The sequence below is a fragment of the Mycobacterium novum genome (genome assembly GCF_010726505.1).
Classification (GTDB): Bacteria; Actinomycetota; Actinomycetes; order Mycobacteriales; family Mycobacteriaceae; genus Mycobacterium; species Mycobacterium algericum.
The window spans coordinates 3,776,117-3,791,163 of sequence record NZ_AP022562.1; the positions used below are offsets into that span (position 1 = coordinate 3,776,117).

At 70.3% G+C, this 15,047-nt stretch carries 14 protein-coding genes; 10 read left to right on the forward strand and 4 right to left on the reverse strand.

All coding sequences use genetic code 11. The features are described 5' to 3' along the window. Positions 1-64: 64 nt before the first annotated feature. Positions 65-1,468, forward strand: a complete 1,404-nt coding sequence (miaB, locus tag G6N19_RS17750; RefSeq protein WP_232062720.1) for a tRNA (N6-isopentenyl adenosine(37)-C2)-methylthiotransferase MiaB — start codon at positions 65-67, stop codon at positions 1,466-1,468. Further along, entirely contained in the window at positions 1,465-2,061 is a 597-nt protein-coding gene (locus G6N19_RS17755; protein WP_193465373.1) for an Rv2732c family membrane protein, read from the forward strand. Before miaB ends, G6N19_RS17755 begins: the two co-directional genes overlap by 4 nt. Here the strand turns inward: G6N19_RS17755 and G6N19_RS17760 are convergent. The 3 genes from G6N19_RS17760 to G6N19_RS17770 all read right to left on the reverse strand — a co-directional run bounded on the left by G6N19_RS17760 (position 2,027) and on the right by G6N19_RS17770 (position 4,601). Next, the gene (locus tag G6N19_RS17760) at positions 2,027-2,764 is read right to left on the reverse strand and encodes a hypothetical protein (protein ID WP_013829404.1); all 738 of its coding nucleotides are present in this window, start codon (positions 2,762-2,764) and stop codon (positions 2,027-2,029) included. The two genes, G6N19_RS17755 and G6N19_RS17760, sit on opposite strands and share 35 nt — an antisense overlap. Further along, positions 2,737-3,195: an SRPBCC family protein gene (locus G6N19_RS17765; protein ID WP_013829403.1), complete on the reverse strand. Its 459-nt coding sequence runs from the start codon at positions 3,193-3,195 to the stop codon at positions 2,737-2,739. Before G6N19_RS17765 ends, G6N19_RS17760 begins: the two co-directional genes overlap by 28 nt. 74 nt (positions 3,196-3,269) lie before the next feature. Then, positions 3,270-4,601: a DUF349 domain-containing protein gene (locus G6N19_RS17770; RefSeq protein WP_193465374.1), complete on the reverse strand. Its 1,332-nt coding sequence runs from the start codon at positions 4,599-4,601 to the stop codon at positions 3,270-3,272. Between the two features lie 182 nt (positions 4,602-4,783). Between G6N19_RS17770 and G6N19_RS17775 the strand changes: the two genes are divergently transcribed. The 8 genes from G6N19_RS17775 to G6N19_RS17810 all read left to right on the forward strand — a co-directional run bounded on the left by G6N19_RS17775 (position 4,784) and on the right by G6N19_RS17810 (position 14,591). Next, complete coding sequence (locus G6N19_RS17775) at positions 4,784-5,701, forward strand: DMT family transporter (protein ID WP_013829401.1); 918 nt, start codon at positions 4,784-4,786, stop codon at positions 5,699-5,701. Between the two features lie 10 nt (positions 5,702-5,711). Beyond that, on the forward strand, positions 5,712-6,380 hold the full coding sequence (locus G6N19_RS17780) for a class III extradiol ring-cleavage dioxygenase family protein (RefSeq protein ID WP_013829400.1): 669 nt from the start codon (positions 5,712-5,714) through the stop codon (positions 6,378-6,380). Beyond that, a complete protein-coding gene (miaA, locus tag G6N19_RS17785; protein ID WP_013829399.1) occupies positions 6,377-7,297 on the forward strand; it encodes a tRNA (adenosine(37)-N6)-dimethylallyltransferase MiaA in 921 nt (306 codons plus the stop codon). Before G6N19_RS17780 ends, miaA begins: the two co-directional genes overlap by 4 nt. Before the next feature lie 4 nt (positions 7,298-7,301). Beyond that, on the forward strand, positions 7,302-8,168 hold the full coding sequence (dapF, locus tag G6N19_RS17790) for a diaminopimelate epimerase (protein WP_013829398.1): 867 nt from the start codon (positions 7,302-7,304) through the stop codon (positions 8,166-8,168). After that, on the forward strand, positions 8,165-9,565 hold the full coding sequence (gene hflX / locus G6N19_RS17795; protein ID WP_013829397.1) for a GTPase HflX: 1,401 nt from the start codon (positions 8,165-8,167) through the stop codon (positions 9,563-9,565). Before dapF ends, hflX begins: the two co-directional genes overlap by 4 nt. Positions 9,566-9,837: 272 nt before the next feature. Beyond that, the gene (locus G6N19_RS17800) at positions 9,838-11,169 is read left to right on the forward strand and encodes a DEAD/DEAH box helicase (protein WP_193465375.1); all 1,332 of its coding nucleotides are present in this window, start codon (positions 9,838-9,840) and stop codon (positions 11,167-11,169) included. 112 nt (positions 11,170-11,281) lie between these two features. After that, a complete protein-coding gene (locus tag G6N19_RS17805) occupies positions 11,282-12,442 on the forward strand; it encodes an acyl-CoA dehydrogenase family protein (RefSeq protein WP_193465376.1) in 1,161 nt (386 codons plus the stop codon). Between the two features lie 196 nt (positions 12,443-12,638). Further along, a complete protein-coding gene (locus G6N19_RS17810; protein WP_408632449.1) occupies positions 12,639-14,591 on the forward strand; it encodes an LGFP repeat-containing protein in 1,953 nt (650 codons plus the stop codon). Here G6N19_RS17810 and G6N19_RS17815 read toward each other — a convergent pair whose 3' ends face one another. Then, complete coding sequence (locus G6N19_RS17815) at positions 14,592-15,044, reverse strand: nuclear transport factor 2 family protein (protein ID WP_013829393.1); 453 nt, start codon at positions 15,042-15,044, stop codon at positions 14,592-14,594. Positions 15,045-15,047 lie beyond the last annotated feature (3 nt).

Consider the following 15,047-nt stretch of genomic DNA (forward strand, 5'->3'; position numbering starts at 1 on the left):
GGTGAGTTCGCCGGTGATTTCCGAACAGCTGCGCACCTATGAGGTGCGCACCTACGGCTGCCAGATGAATGTTCACGACTCCGAACGCATCGCCGGCATGCTGGAGGCGGCCGGTTACCGCCGCGCCGCCGCGGGCACCGACGCCGACCTGGTGGTCTTCAACACCTGCGCGGTGCGGGAGAACGCCGACAACAAGCTCTACGGCAACCTGAGCCACCTGGCGCCGAACAAGCGCAGCAACCCGGACATGCAGATCGCCGTCGGCGGCTGCCTGGCCCAGAAAGACAAGGACGGTGTGCTGAGCCGGGCACCGTGGGTGGACGTCGTGTTCGGCACCCATAACCTGGGGTCGCTGCCGGTGCTGCTGGAACGGGCCCGTCACAACCGCCGGGCGCAGGTCGAGATCGTCGAGTCGCTGCGGGAGTTCCCGTCATCGTTGCCGGCCGCGCGGGAATCGGCCTACGCGGCCTGGGTTTCCATCTCCGTCGGCTGCAACAACAGCTGCACGTTCTGCATCGTGCCGTCGCTGCGGGGCCGCGAGGTCGACCGCAGCCCCGACGACATCCTCGCCGAAGTGCGGGCGCTTGCCGATCAGGGCGTTCTCGAGGTGACGCTGCTGGGCCAGAACGTCAACGCCTACGGCGTCTCGTTCGCCGACCCGGAACTGCCGCGCGACCGGGGGGCGTTCGCATCGCTGCTGCGGGCCTGCGGGGACATCGACGGGCTGGAGCGGGTCCGGTTCACCTCACCGCACCCGGCCGAGTTCACCGACGACGTCATCGAGGCGATGGCGCAGACCCGCAACGTCTGTCCCACGCTGCACATGCCGCTGCAATCCGGCTCCGATGTGGTGCTGCGGGCGATGCGCCGCTCCTACCGGGCCGAGCGCTACCTGGGGATCCTCGACCGGGTGCGGGCCGCCATCCCGGACGCGGCGATCACCACCGACCTGATCGTCGGGTTCCCGGGCGAGACCGAACGGGATTTCGACGACACCCTCGAGATGGTACGGGCCGCCCGATTCGCTGCCGCGTTCACCTTCCAATACTCCAAGCGTCCCGGAACGCCGGCCGCGGAGCTGCCCGACCAGCTGCCCAAAGAGGTTGTCCAGCAACGCTATGACCGCTTGGTGGACCTCCAGGAGGAGATCTCATTGGTCGAGAACCGGGCACAGGTCGGGCGCACCGTCGAGGTGCTCGTCGCGGTCGGGGAGGGGCGCAAGGACGCCCAGACGGCGCGGATGAGCGGTCGGGCCCGCGACGGCCGGTTGGTGCACTTCGTGCCCGGCGGAGCCGAGGTGCGTCCCGGTGACGTGGTGACTACGACGGTGACCGGCGCCGCACCGCACCACCTGCTGGCCGACGGGCCGCTGCACAGTCATCGCCGCACCCGGGCGGGCGACCGCCACGCCGGCCCCCCACCCGGTGTCGGGCTGGGCATGCCGAAGATGCCGGGGGCGGTGCGATGAGCGGTCACGGCGGCAACCCGGACGACTTCGAGGCCTATCGGGCCGACATCGAGGCCGCGGAGCGGCGCGTCGCCAGCGAAATCGACCCCGGCGGCAGGGGACTGGTCGTCTCGATCGCTGTCTTCGTGCTGCTGGCGTCGTTTCTGCTGCCGCATACCGGAACCGTGCGGGGCTGGGATGTGTTGTTCGCGTCCAACGGTTCCGACGAAGCGCTCGTGACGCTGCCGTCGCGGCTGTTCATGTGGCTGGCGCTGGTGTTCGGTGTCGGGTTCTCGATGCTGGCGCTGATGACCCGGCGCTGGACGGTGGCCTGGGTGGCGCTGGCCGGCTCGGCGGTGGCCAGCGTGGCCGGACTGCTGGCCGTATGGTCGCGGCAGACCGTGATGCAAGGCCATCCGGGCCCCGGCTTCGGACTGATCCTGTGCTGGCTCACGGTGATCGTGCTGACGTTTCACTGGGCCCGACTGGTGTGGTCGCGCACCGCGGTGCAACTGGCCGCCGAGGAAGAGCGCCGCCGACGCACCGCGCAGCGCCAGCCCCGCGGACTGCTGGACGACATCAAGCGTCCGGACGACCGGCCGCCCGGCGAGTGACCGGCGGCGCACCCCGGCCGTCGCGGCTTCCCCGATAGGCCTGGGCGCGCAGTGCCGCCAGCCACCGGGGACGCAGGACCACCCCCGGCGCGGTGTTCACGATCGGGTCGAACGACACGTCGTGGCACGCCCCGTGGCACTGATCCAGGCCGGTGAGCACCAGATCGGCCAACGGACGAAAGTCCCCCGTGCCGTGGGCCTGGTCGAGTTCGAAGCAGACCCGGCCCCGCTCGATCTCGCGCCGCATGCTGCCCAGCGCCAAGCCGTAGCCGTGCACCGACGTGACCAACCGGGCGCGTAGCCACCACGTGGCTTCCCGATAGCCCAGCGGCATGAGCGTGGTCATGGTCAGGCCCGCCCATGACAGCACCGGGCGCAGCCCCAGCGCGCGGCCGAACACCCCCGAACCCGCCGACACCAGCAGAATGTCCCAGCAGTCCGGATCGTGCTGCGAGAAGGGCACCCGCAGGGCCAATCCGACGGCATCGGGCGCCGCGCCGGGAGTGCCTACACCCTTGGAAACACGAGCGACGACGGCCGACGACCCCACCGGCAGACCCTCGTCGGCCGGTGCGACCCGGTCCAGGAAGCCGGTCGCCAGTACGCCCGACGGATGAAACAACCGACGGTGCCGCGCGGCGGCCCCCCAGCGGAACACCCGCGCGGCGGGGCCGGTCAGCGCCGCGGCACGTCTCCGCGCCACGCGCCGGTCTCCGCGGGTTGGTTCTCGATGAAGTCCTTGAACCGCCTGAGATCCGAGTGGACCCGGTGGTCGAGGATGTTGAGTTTGTCGGCGACGTTCTCCACGACGCCTTCCGGGTCGATGTCCATCTGGGTGGTCACCCGGGTGGTGCCCTCATCGATCTTGTGGAAGGTCACCACGCCGCCGTGCCGGGGACCGGTGTCGGATCGCCAGGCCACCCGTTCCTCGGGATGCTGCTCGGTGATGGTGGCGTCGAACTCCCGGGTCGCGGGCCCGACCTTGATCGTCCAGTGCAGGTGGGTGTCGTCGCGCTGTTCGACACGCTCGACGCCCTCCATGAACTGCGGGAACGATTCGAACTGGGTCCACTGGTTGTAGACCGTCCGGATCGGCCGCTCGACGTCGAGAGCTGCGGTGATATTGCTGGCCATACTTCCCCCCAGGTGAGATGGTCGTTGTCACCAAGGGGTTAACCCGGCCTACCCGGCCGCCAAACATCGGTGGGTCAGCGCCGGTTGAGTGCCTGCTCGGCGGCTTGGGCCCATTGCCGCCACTGTTCGGCGCTGGCGCTGGCCTCGGCGGCCTCTTTGTCGCGGCCGGCCGCCTGCGCCTTCTCCGCCTGGCGTTCGAATTGCTCAGCGCGGGTACGGAACTGGGCGGCGCGCGCCTGCGCTTCGGGATCCACGCCGGCGGCGTCGGCGGCCGCGCCGGCGTCGCGGATCTTCTTCTCCACGGCACGCAGCCGCCGCTCCAGGTCGGCGGAGCGCTCGCGGGGGACCTTGCCGATCTCGTCCCACTTGTTCACGATCGAGCGCAGCGCGCTGCGCGCCGCATTCTGATTGGCCGGGTCGATCCGCTCGGCGTCGGCAAGCAGCGCCTCCTTCGCCGTGGCGTTGGCCACCAGTTCGGCGTCGCGTTCGGCGTTGGCGGCGTTGCGAGCGCTGAAGAAGGTGTCCTGGGCGGCCTTGAACCGCTGCCACAGCGCCTCGTCGGCGTCCTTGGTCGTCCGCCCGGCCGCCTTCCAGGTGGTGAGCAACTCCCGGAATGCGGCACTGGTGGCGGCCCAGTCGGTGGAGCCGGCCAGCTCCTCGGCCCGCTTGCACAACCGTTCCTTGTCCTCGCGTGCCCCCGCCCGCCCGCGGTCCAGATCGGCGAAGTGCGAACCGCGCCGCCGGTTGAAGCCGTCCCGGGCCGCGGCATAACGCTTCCACAGCGCGTCGTCGGTCTTGCGGTCCAGGCCGGTGATCGTGCGCCACTCCTCGAGGATGGCCCGCAACCGGTCGCCGGCGGCTTTCCACTGCGTCGAGTTCGCGGCCAGCTCCTCGGCCTCGGCGGCAAGGGCCTCCTTGCGGGCGGTCGCCGCGGCCCGCTGCTCGTCACGCCGCGCCCGATTGGCCGCGGCGACGGCGTCGGCACGCTCGCCGACCGCGCTGACCCGCGCCGCCAGCGCGTCGATGTCGCCGAGCACATTCGCCGTCGGCAACGACTCGGCCAGCGCCGCCGCGGATGCCTTGATCTTGCGCGCGTCGCCGCTCCCGGAGGCCAGTCGTTCCTCGAGCAGGGCGACCTCGGTGCTCAGATCATCGAATCGCCGACCGAAGTGCGCGAACGCGGCCTCGGGGTCACCGGCCTGCCAGGAGCCGATCTGCCGCTCGCCGGCCGCGGTGACCAGCCACACCGTGCCGTCGTCGTCGACCCGCCCGAAGCGGTGCGGGTCGGCGCTGGGAGGACCGGTAACGACCGGGGCGGGCCGGGCTCCGGGCCTGGGGCCGGGGCGGGGCCCAGGTCGCGGGCCCGGGCGGGGGATGGGGGCGGACGAACCGCTGTCGATGGTCATCGCTGTCGTCACCTAACCCTTCGCGGTCAACCCGCGCATCTGCCGCGCACCGCGGCGCCTTCGATCTACCTAGACGTATCCAAGAGTATTCAAGCAGTTAACCGCCGCGCTGTACCGGCAACTCGGCGGCGACCGGGCGGATCGGCGTTTGGCGGGTATTCTTGCGCGGTTGAGGAGGGGCCATGTCGACAGGAAATGTCATCGCGGCGCTGCTCGCGCTGTGCGCCGCGCTGGCGTCCGCGATCGGCGACGTGATCCGTCAGCGGTCCGCCCAGGAGATCACCGACCAGCAGGTCGGGCATCTACAGCTGTTCTGGTTGTCGCTGCGCGACGCGCGCTGGTGGGGCGGCGGGGCCGCGGCGGTGGCCAATTACGCGCTTCAGGCGTTGGCGTTGGCGGTGGGTTCAGTGATCCTGGTGACCGGTCTGCAGGTGACCGCGCTGTTGTTCGCATTGCCGATGTACGCCTGGTTGACCCACCGCCGGGTCACCAACTGGGAGTGGATGTGGGCGGTGCTGCTGGCCGCGGCACTGGCGGTGGTGGTGATCGTCGGCGACCCGACCGAGGGCAAACAGCACGCGCCGGCGCGCACCTGGATCGCGGTGTCGGTGGTGGTGGTCACGTTGTTGCTGGCCTGCGCGGTGGCTGCCCGCAGACTCCGGGGCCGGCCGGCCGCCGCGGTGCTGCTGGCCGTGGTGGCCGGTACCTCGCTGGCGGTGTTCGCATTGCTGACGAAAGTGCTGGTGGAGCTGATCAAAGCCGAGGGTCTGGAAGACGCGCTGGAGTCGCCCGTGGTGGTGCCCTGGCTGGCCGCGACGCTGGCCGGGATGATCTTCCAGCAATCGGCGTTCCGGGCCGGCGCCTTGACGGCATCGATGCCGACGATGATCGTGGCCAAACCCCTGGTGGCCAGTGCGCTGGGCGTGCTGCTGCTCAACGAGCACATTCAGGCCGGCGGGGTCGAGGACGCCGCGGTGATCATCGGGGTGGTGCTGATCGTCATCGCGACGGCGGCCTTGGCCCGGGGCGAGGCCGCCACCATCGTCGCTGAAGCCGGAGGCGCAGACCGGGAAACGCCGGTGGCGTCACCGACGACCTAGCCGGGGTCTCGTGCTGGGACCGATCGCGATCATCCCGTCGGCGCCGGTTCTGGTGCCCGAACTGGCCGGTAGCGCCCCCGAGGCCGCCGAATTGCGGGCCGCGGCGCTGGCGGCCGCCGAGGTGTTGCCGCCGCGCTGGGTGGCCCTGGGCGCCGGTGCCGAGGGGACATGGGGGCCCGACAGCGCCGGCAGTTTCGCCGGATACGGGACCGAGGTCTCCGTAGGGCTGTCGCCCGGTGCCACTCGGTCGGCCGACCTGCCGCTGTGCGCCCTGGTCGCAGGGTGGATCAGCGCCCAGCTGCGCCCGGACGGCGAGGTGGCGGTGCATGCCCACACCGACCCGGATGCGGCGTTGGCCGCCGGGAGGCGGCTGCGCGCCGACATCGAGCAGTCGGGCGAGCCGATCGGGGTGCTGGTGCTGGCCGACGGGGCCAACACCTTGACCGCGGCGGCCCCCGGCGGACATCACCCCGCCGACGTCGACGTCCAGCGTGCCCTCGACGACGCGCTGGCCGGCGGCGATGTAGCCGGCCTGGTGGGGTTGCCGCCGCAGGTCGTCGGCCGGGCGGCGTTCGCGGCACTGGCCGGGCTGGTCGGGCACCGGCCGCGTTCCGCCACGCAGCTCTACCGCGACGCCCCCTACGGGGTGGGCTACTTCGTCGGGGTCTGGGAGCCGTGAGGCCGATCGCGGTTGTCGGGCCGACCGGCACCGGCAAGTCGCAGCTCGCGCTGGAACTGGCCGAAGGTCTGGAAAAGTCGGGGAGATCAGCTGAAATCGTGAACGCCGACGCCATGCAGCTCTACCGGGGCATGGACATCGGCACCGCCAAGCTGTCGCCGGGGGAGCGACGCGGCATCCCGCACCACCAGCTCGACGTCCTCGACGTCACCGCGACCGCGACGGTCGCCCGCTACCAGCAGGCGGCCGCCGCGGATGTCGAGGCGATCATGAACCGCGGCGCGGTACCGATCATCGTCGGGGGATCGATGCTCTACCTGCAGGCGCTGCTCGACGACTGGTCCTTTCCCGCCACCGACCCCGCGGTGCGGGCGCGCTACGAGCAGCGGCTCGCCGACATCGGAGTGGCCGCGCTGCATGCCGAACTGGCCGCCGCCGACCCGGCTGCGGCGACGGCGATCCTGCCCACCGACGGCCGGCGCATCGTGCGGGCACTCGAAGTCGTGGCGCTGACCGGCCGGCCATTCGCCGCGTCTGCGCCCACCATCGGCGTCCCCCGCTGGGACACCGCGATCATCGGATTGGACTGCGACACCGTGCTTCTCGACGAACGGCTGGCCGCCCGGACCGCGACGATGTTCGACTGCGGCCTGGTGGCCGAGGTGGTGGGGCTGCTGAAGACCGGGTTGCGCGACGGGGTCACCGCCGCCCGGGCGCTGGGCTACGCCCAGGTGATCGCCGACCTCGATGCGGGCGGCAACGGTGACGGCGCCCGCGAGCCGACCTTCATCGGGACCCGCCGCTACGTGCGCCGACAGCGGTCCTGGTTCCGCCGCGACCACCGCATCGAATGGTTGGACGGCGCCGGCGGCGGACTGCTCGACGCGGCACTGGCCGCGTGGCGGCACGTATCCTGAGCACATGCTTTTCGCCAAGGGCCACGGCACCCAGAACGACTTCGTCGTATTGCCGGACCTAGGGGTGGAACTGGACCTGACGGCCGCCGCGGTGAGCGCGCTGTGTGACCGGCGCCGCGGCCTGGGCGCCGACGGAGTGCTGCGCGTCACCACGGCCGGGGCCGCGGTCACCGCCGGCGTGCTCGACCAGCTGCCCGAGGGGGTGTCGGCCGGCGACTGGTTCATGGACTACCGCAACGCCGACGGCTCGGTGGCCGAGATGTGCGGCAACGGGGTCCGGGTCTTCGCCCACTACCTGCGCGCCGCCGGCCTGGAATCGGCCGATGAGTTCGTCGTCGGCTCGCTGGCCGGGCCGCGGCCGATCACCGTGCACCACGCCGACGACGTGCGGGCCGAAGTCACCGTCGACATGGGCAAGGCCAACACGCTGGGTCCGGGCGAGGCGGTGGTGGGCGGGCGGCGATTCGCCGGGCTCGCCGTCGACGTGGGCAATCCGCATCTGGCGTGCGTGGATCCGGCACTGTCGGCGGCCGAGCTGGCCGCGCTGGATGTGGCCGCACCGGTCAGTTTCGACCGCGGGCAGTTCCCGAACGGGGTGAACGTCGAAGTCCTGACCGCCGCCCGTGACGGCGCGGTGTCGATGCGGGTGCATGAGCGCGGGGTCGGGGAGACCCGGTCATGCGGGACCGGCACGGTGGCCGCCGCGGTGGCCGCACTGGCCGACGCCGGCGCGTCGACCGGCACACTGCGGGTCGACATCCCGGGCGGGCAGGTCCGCGTCATCGTCACCGAGGCGACCAGTTATCTGCGCGGCCCGTCGGAGCTGGTAGCCCGCGGCGACATCGCGGCGGGGTGGTGGTCGGCGCAGTGAGTCATCCCGAGCTTCCCAGCACCGGTGAACTGGCCCTCGACGACCGCACGGCGCTGCGCCGGGTCGCGGGGTTGTCCACCGAACTCGCCGACGTCTCCGAGGTCGAATACCGCCAACTGCGCCTCGAACGGGTGGTGCTGGTCGGGGTGTGGACCGAGGGCAGTGCCGCCGAGGCCGACGCCAGCATGGTGGAGTTGGCCGCGCTGGCCGAGACCGCCGGCTCGCAGGTGCTCGAGGGCCTGATCCAGCGCCGCGACCGGCCCGACCCGTCCACCTACATCGGCTCCGGCAAGGCCGTCGAGTTGCGTGAGGTGGTCTTGGCCACCGGCGCCGACACCGTCATCTGTGACGGCGAGCTGTCCCCGGCGCAGCTGACCGCGCTGGAGAAGGCGGTCAAGGTCAAGGTGATCGACCGCACCGCGCTGATCCTGGACATCTTCGCCCAGCACGCCACCAGCGCCGAGGGCAAAGCCCAGGTGGCGCTGGCGCAGATGGCCTACATGCTGCCGCGGCTGCGCGGCTGGGGCGAGTCGATGTCACGGCAGGCCGGCGGCCGGGCCGGCGGCAGCGGCGGCGGGGTGGGCTTGCGCGGCCCCGGTGAGACCAAGATCGAAACCGACCGGCGACGCATCCGGGAGCGGATGGCCAAGTTGCGCCGCGAAATCAAGGCGATGAAGCAGGTGCGCGACACCCAGCGCAGCCGGCGCCTGCACAGCGACGTTCCCTCCGTCGCGATCGTGGGCTACACCAACGCCGGCAAGTCCAGTCTGCTCAACGCGCTGACCGGCGCCGGGGTGCTGGTGCAGGACGCATTGTTCGCCACACTCGAACCCACCACGCGCCGTGGTCTTTTCGAGGACGACAGGCCCTTCGTGCTCACCGACACCGTCGGATTCGTACGGCATCTGCCCACCCAGTTGGTGGAGGCGTTCCGGTCCACGCTGGAGGAGGTCGCCGACGCCGACCTGTTGCTGCATGTGGTCGACGGCGCCGATCCCGCGCCGCTGGCCCAGATCAGCGCGGTGCGCCAGGTGATCTCCGAGGTGATCGCCGAGCGGGACGCCAAGCCTGCGCCGGAACTGTTGGTAGTCAACAAGATCGACGCCGCCGGGGACCTGGCGCTGGCCCAGTTGCGTCGCGCGCTGCCCGACGCGGTGTTCGTCTCGGCTCACACCGGCGACGGTATCGAGTCGCTGCGCCGCCGGATGGGGCAGTTGGTGGCGCCGGCCGACACTGCTGTGGACGTCGTCATCCCTTACGAGCGTGGCGATTTGGTGGCCCGGGTGCATGAACAGGGCCGGCTCACCCAAGCCGAGCACGGCGAGGGCGGCACCCGCATCCGGGCGCGGGTACCGGCGGCGCTGGCCGCCAGCCTGCGAGAATTCGGCCAGGCGTAGCAGCCGCGCGCGGCGTGTGATCGGTCACAGAAGTTTCGGGCTGCGCGCACCGGTGCGCTAGGGTCACAACCAACGCTGGCGTCAAAGGACGCCGGTACGTCGTGGAACGCTTACACGCCACCCATATCCGGTGGACGGTGCGTCCAGCACAAGCTCTTCTCGCGGCGATCGATTTTGCCCACCGGCAATCTCGCCACTTTGCGCCGCCAGTCACCCGACCTCGTCGTCATGGCTCGAGCAGCGCAACCGATGCCGGAAAGGCACCGCACTCAATGATTAAATCTGTTGTATCCTTCGCCGACCTCGGCGTGCCCGCCCCACTGGTGGCGGCGTTGCACGACAACGAGATCACCGCGCCGTTTCCGATCCAGATCCATACCCTGCCCGACACCCTGTCGGGGCGCGACGTGCTGGGCCGCGGAAAGACGGGCAGCGGCAAGACGCTGGCGTTCTCAATTCCGTTGGTAGCTGGGCTGGCCGACGTCAAGCGGCGCCCGAACCGGCCGTCGGGCCTGGTGCTCGCGCCCACCCGGGAGTTGGCCACCCAGATCACCGCGACGGTCAAACCGCTTGCGGCGGCTTACGGCTTGAAGGTCACCACCATCTTCGGCGGGGTGGCGCAGAGCCGGCAGGAGACGGCGCTGCGCGGCGGCGTCGACATCGTGGTGGCCTGCCCGGGGCGCCTCGAAGATTTGATGAAGCAGAAGCTGATCAGCCTGGACGCCGTGCAGATCACCGTGCTCGACGAAGCCGACCACATGGCCGACCTCGGATTCCTGCCGGGCGTCACGCGGATTCTGGCCGCTACGCCGCCCACCGGCCAGCGGTTGCTGTTCTCGGCGACCCTCGACAACGGAGTGGACAAGCTGGTGCGGCGCTTCCTGCACGATCCGGTGTCGCACGAGGTCGACGACGTCGCAGCGCCGCCGCCGGCCATGACGCATCACGTGTTTCACGTCGCGGGGGCGCAGGACAAGAAGGATCTGGTGCACCGGTTGGCGTCCGGCACCGGCCGCCGAATCCTGTTCATGCGCACCAAACATCAGGCCCGCAAGCTCGCCAAGCAACTGACCGAGTCCGGCATCCCGTCAGTGGACCTGCACGGCAATCTGTCTCAGCCCGCGCGGGACCGCAACCTGGCCGCGTTCAGCACCGGGGCGGCTCGGGTGCTGGTGGCCACCGACATCGCTGCGCGCGGCGTGCACGTCGATGAGGTGCAGCTGGTGGTCCACGTCGACCCGCCGGCCGAACACAAGGCCTACCTGCACCGCTCGGGCCGCACCGCACGCGCCGGTAGCGCCGGCGACGTGGTCACCGTGGTGTTGCCCGAACAGCGCAGGGACACCCAGGTACTGCTGCGCCGGGCCGGGATCACCGTCGCCCCGCAACAGGTCGGCGTCGACTCGATGCCGGTGCAAGCGTTGGTCGGCGACGTCGCCCCGTTGCAGATGCCCGCCCCCAAGGCGGCCCCGCCGCCGCGCCCCGCTTCGCCGAAGAACCGCGGATCGGGCGGCGCCCGTCGACGTCGCGCCGCGGCGCCGGGAGCCGCCCAGCGACCGGCACGGCGGGGCGGAGCGCGCCGTACCGGGGCGGACGCGCGGTAATCCGCACCGGAGACATCCAAGTGAAGTGGCCGGCTAGCGGGCCTCTGACCTCCCAACCATCCGGTTGGTCTATTGTCGTCGGAAAGTTTCCGTCGATCTCGGAGGTCAGGCGATGAGCGCCGCAGTCAAGTACCAGCGAACCCTGTTCGAGCCCGAGCACGAGCTGTTCCGGGAGTCCTACCGGGGGTTTCTGGACCGCCACGTCGCGCCGCACCACGAGGAGTGGGAGAAGGCCAAGATCGTCGACCGCGGCGTCTGGCTCGAAGCCGGCAAGCAGGGCTTTTTGGGCATGGCGGTGCCAGAGGAGTACGGCGGCGGCGGCAACCCCGACTTCCGCTACAACACGATCATCACCGAAGAGACCACCGCCGGTCGCTACAGCGGCATCGGTTTCAGCCTGCACAACGACGTCTGTGCCCCCTACCTGCTGGAGTTGTGCAACGAGGAGCAGAAGCAGCGCTGGCTGCCCAAGTTCTGCACCGGTGAGCTGATCACGGCGATCGCGATGACCGAGCCAGGCACCGGCAGTGACCTCCAAGGCATCAAGACCCGGGCGGTCAAGCAGGGCAACCACTACGTGCTCAACGGGTCCAAGACCTTCATCACCAACGGCATCCACTCCGACCTGGTGATCGTGGTCGCCCAGACCGACCCGGAGAAGGGCGCCCAGGGCTTTTCCCTGTTGGTGGTGGAGCGCGGCATGGCGGGCTTCGAGCGCGGCCGCCACCTGGACAAGGTCGGGCTGGACGCCCAGGACACCGCCGAGCTGTCGTTCACCGACGTGCATGTGCCGGTGGAGAACCTGCTGGGCCAGGAGGGTATGGGCTTCATCTACCTGATGCAGAATCTGCCGCAGGAGCGGATCTCCATCGCGATCATGGCCGCCGCGGCGATGGAGGCCACGCTGGAGCAGACGATCACCTACACCAAGGAGCGCAAGGCGTTCGGCAAACCGATCGGCAGCTTCCAGAACAGCCGGTTCCTGCTCGCCGAGCTGGCCACCGAGTCCACCGTGGTGCGGATGATGGTCGACGAGTTCATCCGGTTGCACCTGGACAAGCAGCTGACGGTGGAACAGGCCGCGATGGCCAAGTGGTACAGCACCGAGAAGCAGGTCCACTTGATCGACCGCTGCCTGCAGTTGCATGGCGGCTACGGCTACATGCGCGAATATCCGATCGCGCGGGCCTACCTGGATGCGCGGGTGCAGACCATCTACGGCGGCACCACCGAGATCATGAAAGAGATCATCGGCCGCAGCCTGGGCGTCTGATTCTTACAGACGGGGCCCTGACCTGCGTGTTCAGCCGTGGGCGGGGCCTCGTCGTCGCTATGCGGGTCGGCAACTTTTCGGCATCGGGTGGGTATCTGTTTCCGCAATATCGATGACTTCGCTTCGCAATACGGGTCGATTGCGGGAAAGTTTATGCCGGAAACATTTGCGTCGATTGCGGTGCCTGGGAGGGCTGGTGACTAGTCGGAAAGATCGGTTCGGCAAGATGGCGGTGCGCATGGCGCTCGGCCTCGCGGCGACGGTCACCGTGCTGTTGTCGATGCAGACCGCGGCGGCAACGCCCGACAGTGAGGCTCACGACGCCATCACGGCGGCATGGCAGGCGGCCGGAGGTGACGGCTCGCCGCTGGGGCCGCCCAAGGGCGACGTGCATCCGGCCGGTGTCGGCTTCGCGCAGGACTTCGCCGGCGGCACGATCTTCTTCACACCGGAGACCGGGGCCAAGGCGCTGTTCGGCGCGATCCTCGAGAAGTACGAGTCGATGGGTGGGGCGGCGACCAGCGGCCTGGGGTTCCCCAGCAGCGATGAGGTGCCGGGGCTGGTGCCCGACAGCCGGGTGGCCATCTTGTCCGGTGCCGACAACCCGGTGATCTACTGGACGGCCGAACACGGCGCCCATGTGGTGCGCGGCCCGATGAATGCGGCCTGGGACAAGCTGGGCAGCTCCACCGGAGCGCTGGGCGTGCCGGTCGACGACGAGAACTACGACGGCGCGGTGGTGACCCAGAAGTTCAGCGCCGGTGCGCTGTCCTTCGACGGCGCGACTCGGACGTTCACCACGGTGCCGCCGGAGTTGGCGGCCCAGCTGGCCGAGCTGCAGGTTCAGCTCGATCCGACCGCGGCCATCGACCAGGCGTGGCGCGCCACGGGCGGCGCATCGGGCTCGCTCGGGGCCAAGCAGGGCGACCAGTACGTGGTCGGCAGCGACGGAGCGGGCCAGGATTTCGTCCGGGGCAAGGTCTACTTCGCCCCGGCCACCGGGGCCTACGCGTTGGACGGCGACGTCCTGGCCAAGTACGAGTCGCTGGGCGGCCCGGCCGGCAGCGATCTGGGCTTCCCGATCACCGGCACGGCTGACGGTGCCATCGCCGGGAGCAAGTTCGCGTCGTTCGCCGCCGACGACGACCCGGTGATCTTCTTCAGCCCCGACAACGGCGCCTTCGTGGTGCGCAGTGCGATGAAGGCGGCCTGGGACAAGCTCGATGGTGCTTCAGGAAAGCTCGGCGCCCCGGTGGGCGACCAGACCGTCGACGGAGACGTGGTCTCGCAGAAGTTCACCGGCGGGACGGTGTCGTGGAACCAGGCGAACAACGCCTTCAGCACCGAGCCGGCCGATCTCGCGCCGGCGCTGGCGGGCCTGCAGATCCCCGGCATGAACCTGCCGAACGGCAGCACGGCGACCACGACCGGTACCGGCACCGAGACGCACTGGAACTGGTTGTGGGTGCTGATCCCGGTCGCGGTGCTGGCGGTGCTGGGGGCGCTGGCGGGCGCGGCGATGTGGTGGCAGCGGCGCCGGCCGGCTCCGTCGTCCGCACGCCCGCCGGTCGCGGTGCCCGCGCCGGTCAGTGACGACTACGACGACGATGACGAGCAGTGGGCGCACCATGAACAGCTGGACCACGAGGGCACCGTCCGGCTGCCGAGCCGCTACGGCAGCTCGTCGTCGTTCGGTGCGGCGCCCGAGGCCGAGGCGCTCGGTCAGCCGCTACCGGAGGCGCCCTGGCTGCGCTACGGCGAGGCCGAGGCCGACAACGAGCCGGACGACGATGACGACGCCGACACCGCGCCGACGCGGGTGGTGACCGAGGAGGACCTGGGAACCGGTCGGCACGCGGTGGGGCACGGGGCGTCGGCCACCGACTCGGGCGCCTTCGGATCCTCGACGCCGTCACGTGGCTTCGGCTCCGGCCAGCGCAGCTTCGGGGCCGGGGAGTCGGCGCATCCGGTGATGCACCTGCCGCTGGACGACCCCTACCAGCAGCCGGACGGCTACCCGATCAAGGCGAACATCGGCTCGGGGCTCTACTACACGCCGCAGAATGCGCTGTACGACGACACGCTGGCCGAGATCTGGTTCGCCACCGAGGAGGCGGCCCGGCTCAACGGGTTCACCAGGGCCGGCTGATCACCGCAGCGGCAGGGGCGTGTGCTCGTCACTGTCGGTGCGGGGCCCGAAGATCCGTCGCTGATCCTCGGTGATGGCGACGTCGTCGATGCTGGACTCGCGGCGGCTCATCCGGCCGTCGTCGGCGAACTCCCACAGTTCGTTGCCGTAGCTGCGCCACCACTGGCCGGTCGCGTCACGGCTTTCGTACTGGTAGCGCACCGCGATTCGGTTGTCGTGGTGGCACCACAGCTCCTTGCGCAGCGCGTAGTCGCGTTCACGGGCCCACTTGCGCCGCAGGAACGCGACGATCTCGGCGCGCCCGGTGACGAACTCGTCTCGGTTACGCCAGACCGAGTCGTCGGTGTAGGCCTGCGCCACCCGTTCAGGGTCGCGGGTGTTCCAGGCGTCTTCGGCGGCTCGGACCTTACGGCGCGCCGACTCCGCATCGAAAGGTGGGCACGGGCCGAACATGGT

Excerpts from the sequence above, each read along its gene's own strand:
- G6N19_RS17805 (WP_193465376.1), top strand. The coding sequence starts at position 11,282 with ATGAGCGCCGCAGTCAAGTACCAGCGAACCCTGTTCGAGCCCGAGCAC.
- G6N19_RS17800 (WP_193465375.1), top strand. The coding sequence starts at position 9,838 with ATGATTAAATCTGTTGTATCCTTCGCCGACCTCGGCGTGCCCGCCCCA.
- miaB (WP_232062720.1), top strand. The coding sequence starts at position 65 with ATGAATGTTCACGACTCCGAACGCATCGCCGGCATGCTGGAGGCGGCC.
- G6N19_RS17770 (WP_193465374.1), bottom strand. The coding sequence starts at position 4,601 with ATGACCATCGACAGCGGTTCGTCCGCCCCCATCCCCCGCCCGGGCCCG.
- G6N19_RS17765 (WP_013829403.1), bottom strand. The coding sequence starts at position 3,195 with ATGGCCAGCAATATCACCGCAGCTCTCGACGTCGAGCGGCCGATCCGG.
- G6N19_RS17815 (WP_013829393.1), bottom strand. The coding sequence starts at position 15,044 with ATGTTCGGCCCGTGCCCACCTTTCGATGCGGAGTCGGCGCGCCGTAAG.
- G6N19_RS17755 (WP_193465373.1), top strand. The coding sequence starts at position 1,465 with ATGAGCGGTCACGGCGGCAACCCGGACGACTTCGAGGCCTATCGGGCC.
- dapF (WP_013829398.1), top strand. The coding sequence starts at position 7,302 with ATGCTTTTCGCCAAGGGCCACGGCACCCAGAACGACTTCGTCGTATTG.
- G6N19_RS17775 (WP_013829401.1), top strand. The coding sequence starts at position 4,784 with ATGTCGACAGGAAATGTCATCGCGGCGCTGCTCGCGCTGTGCGCCGCG.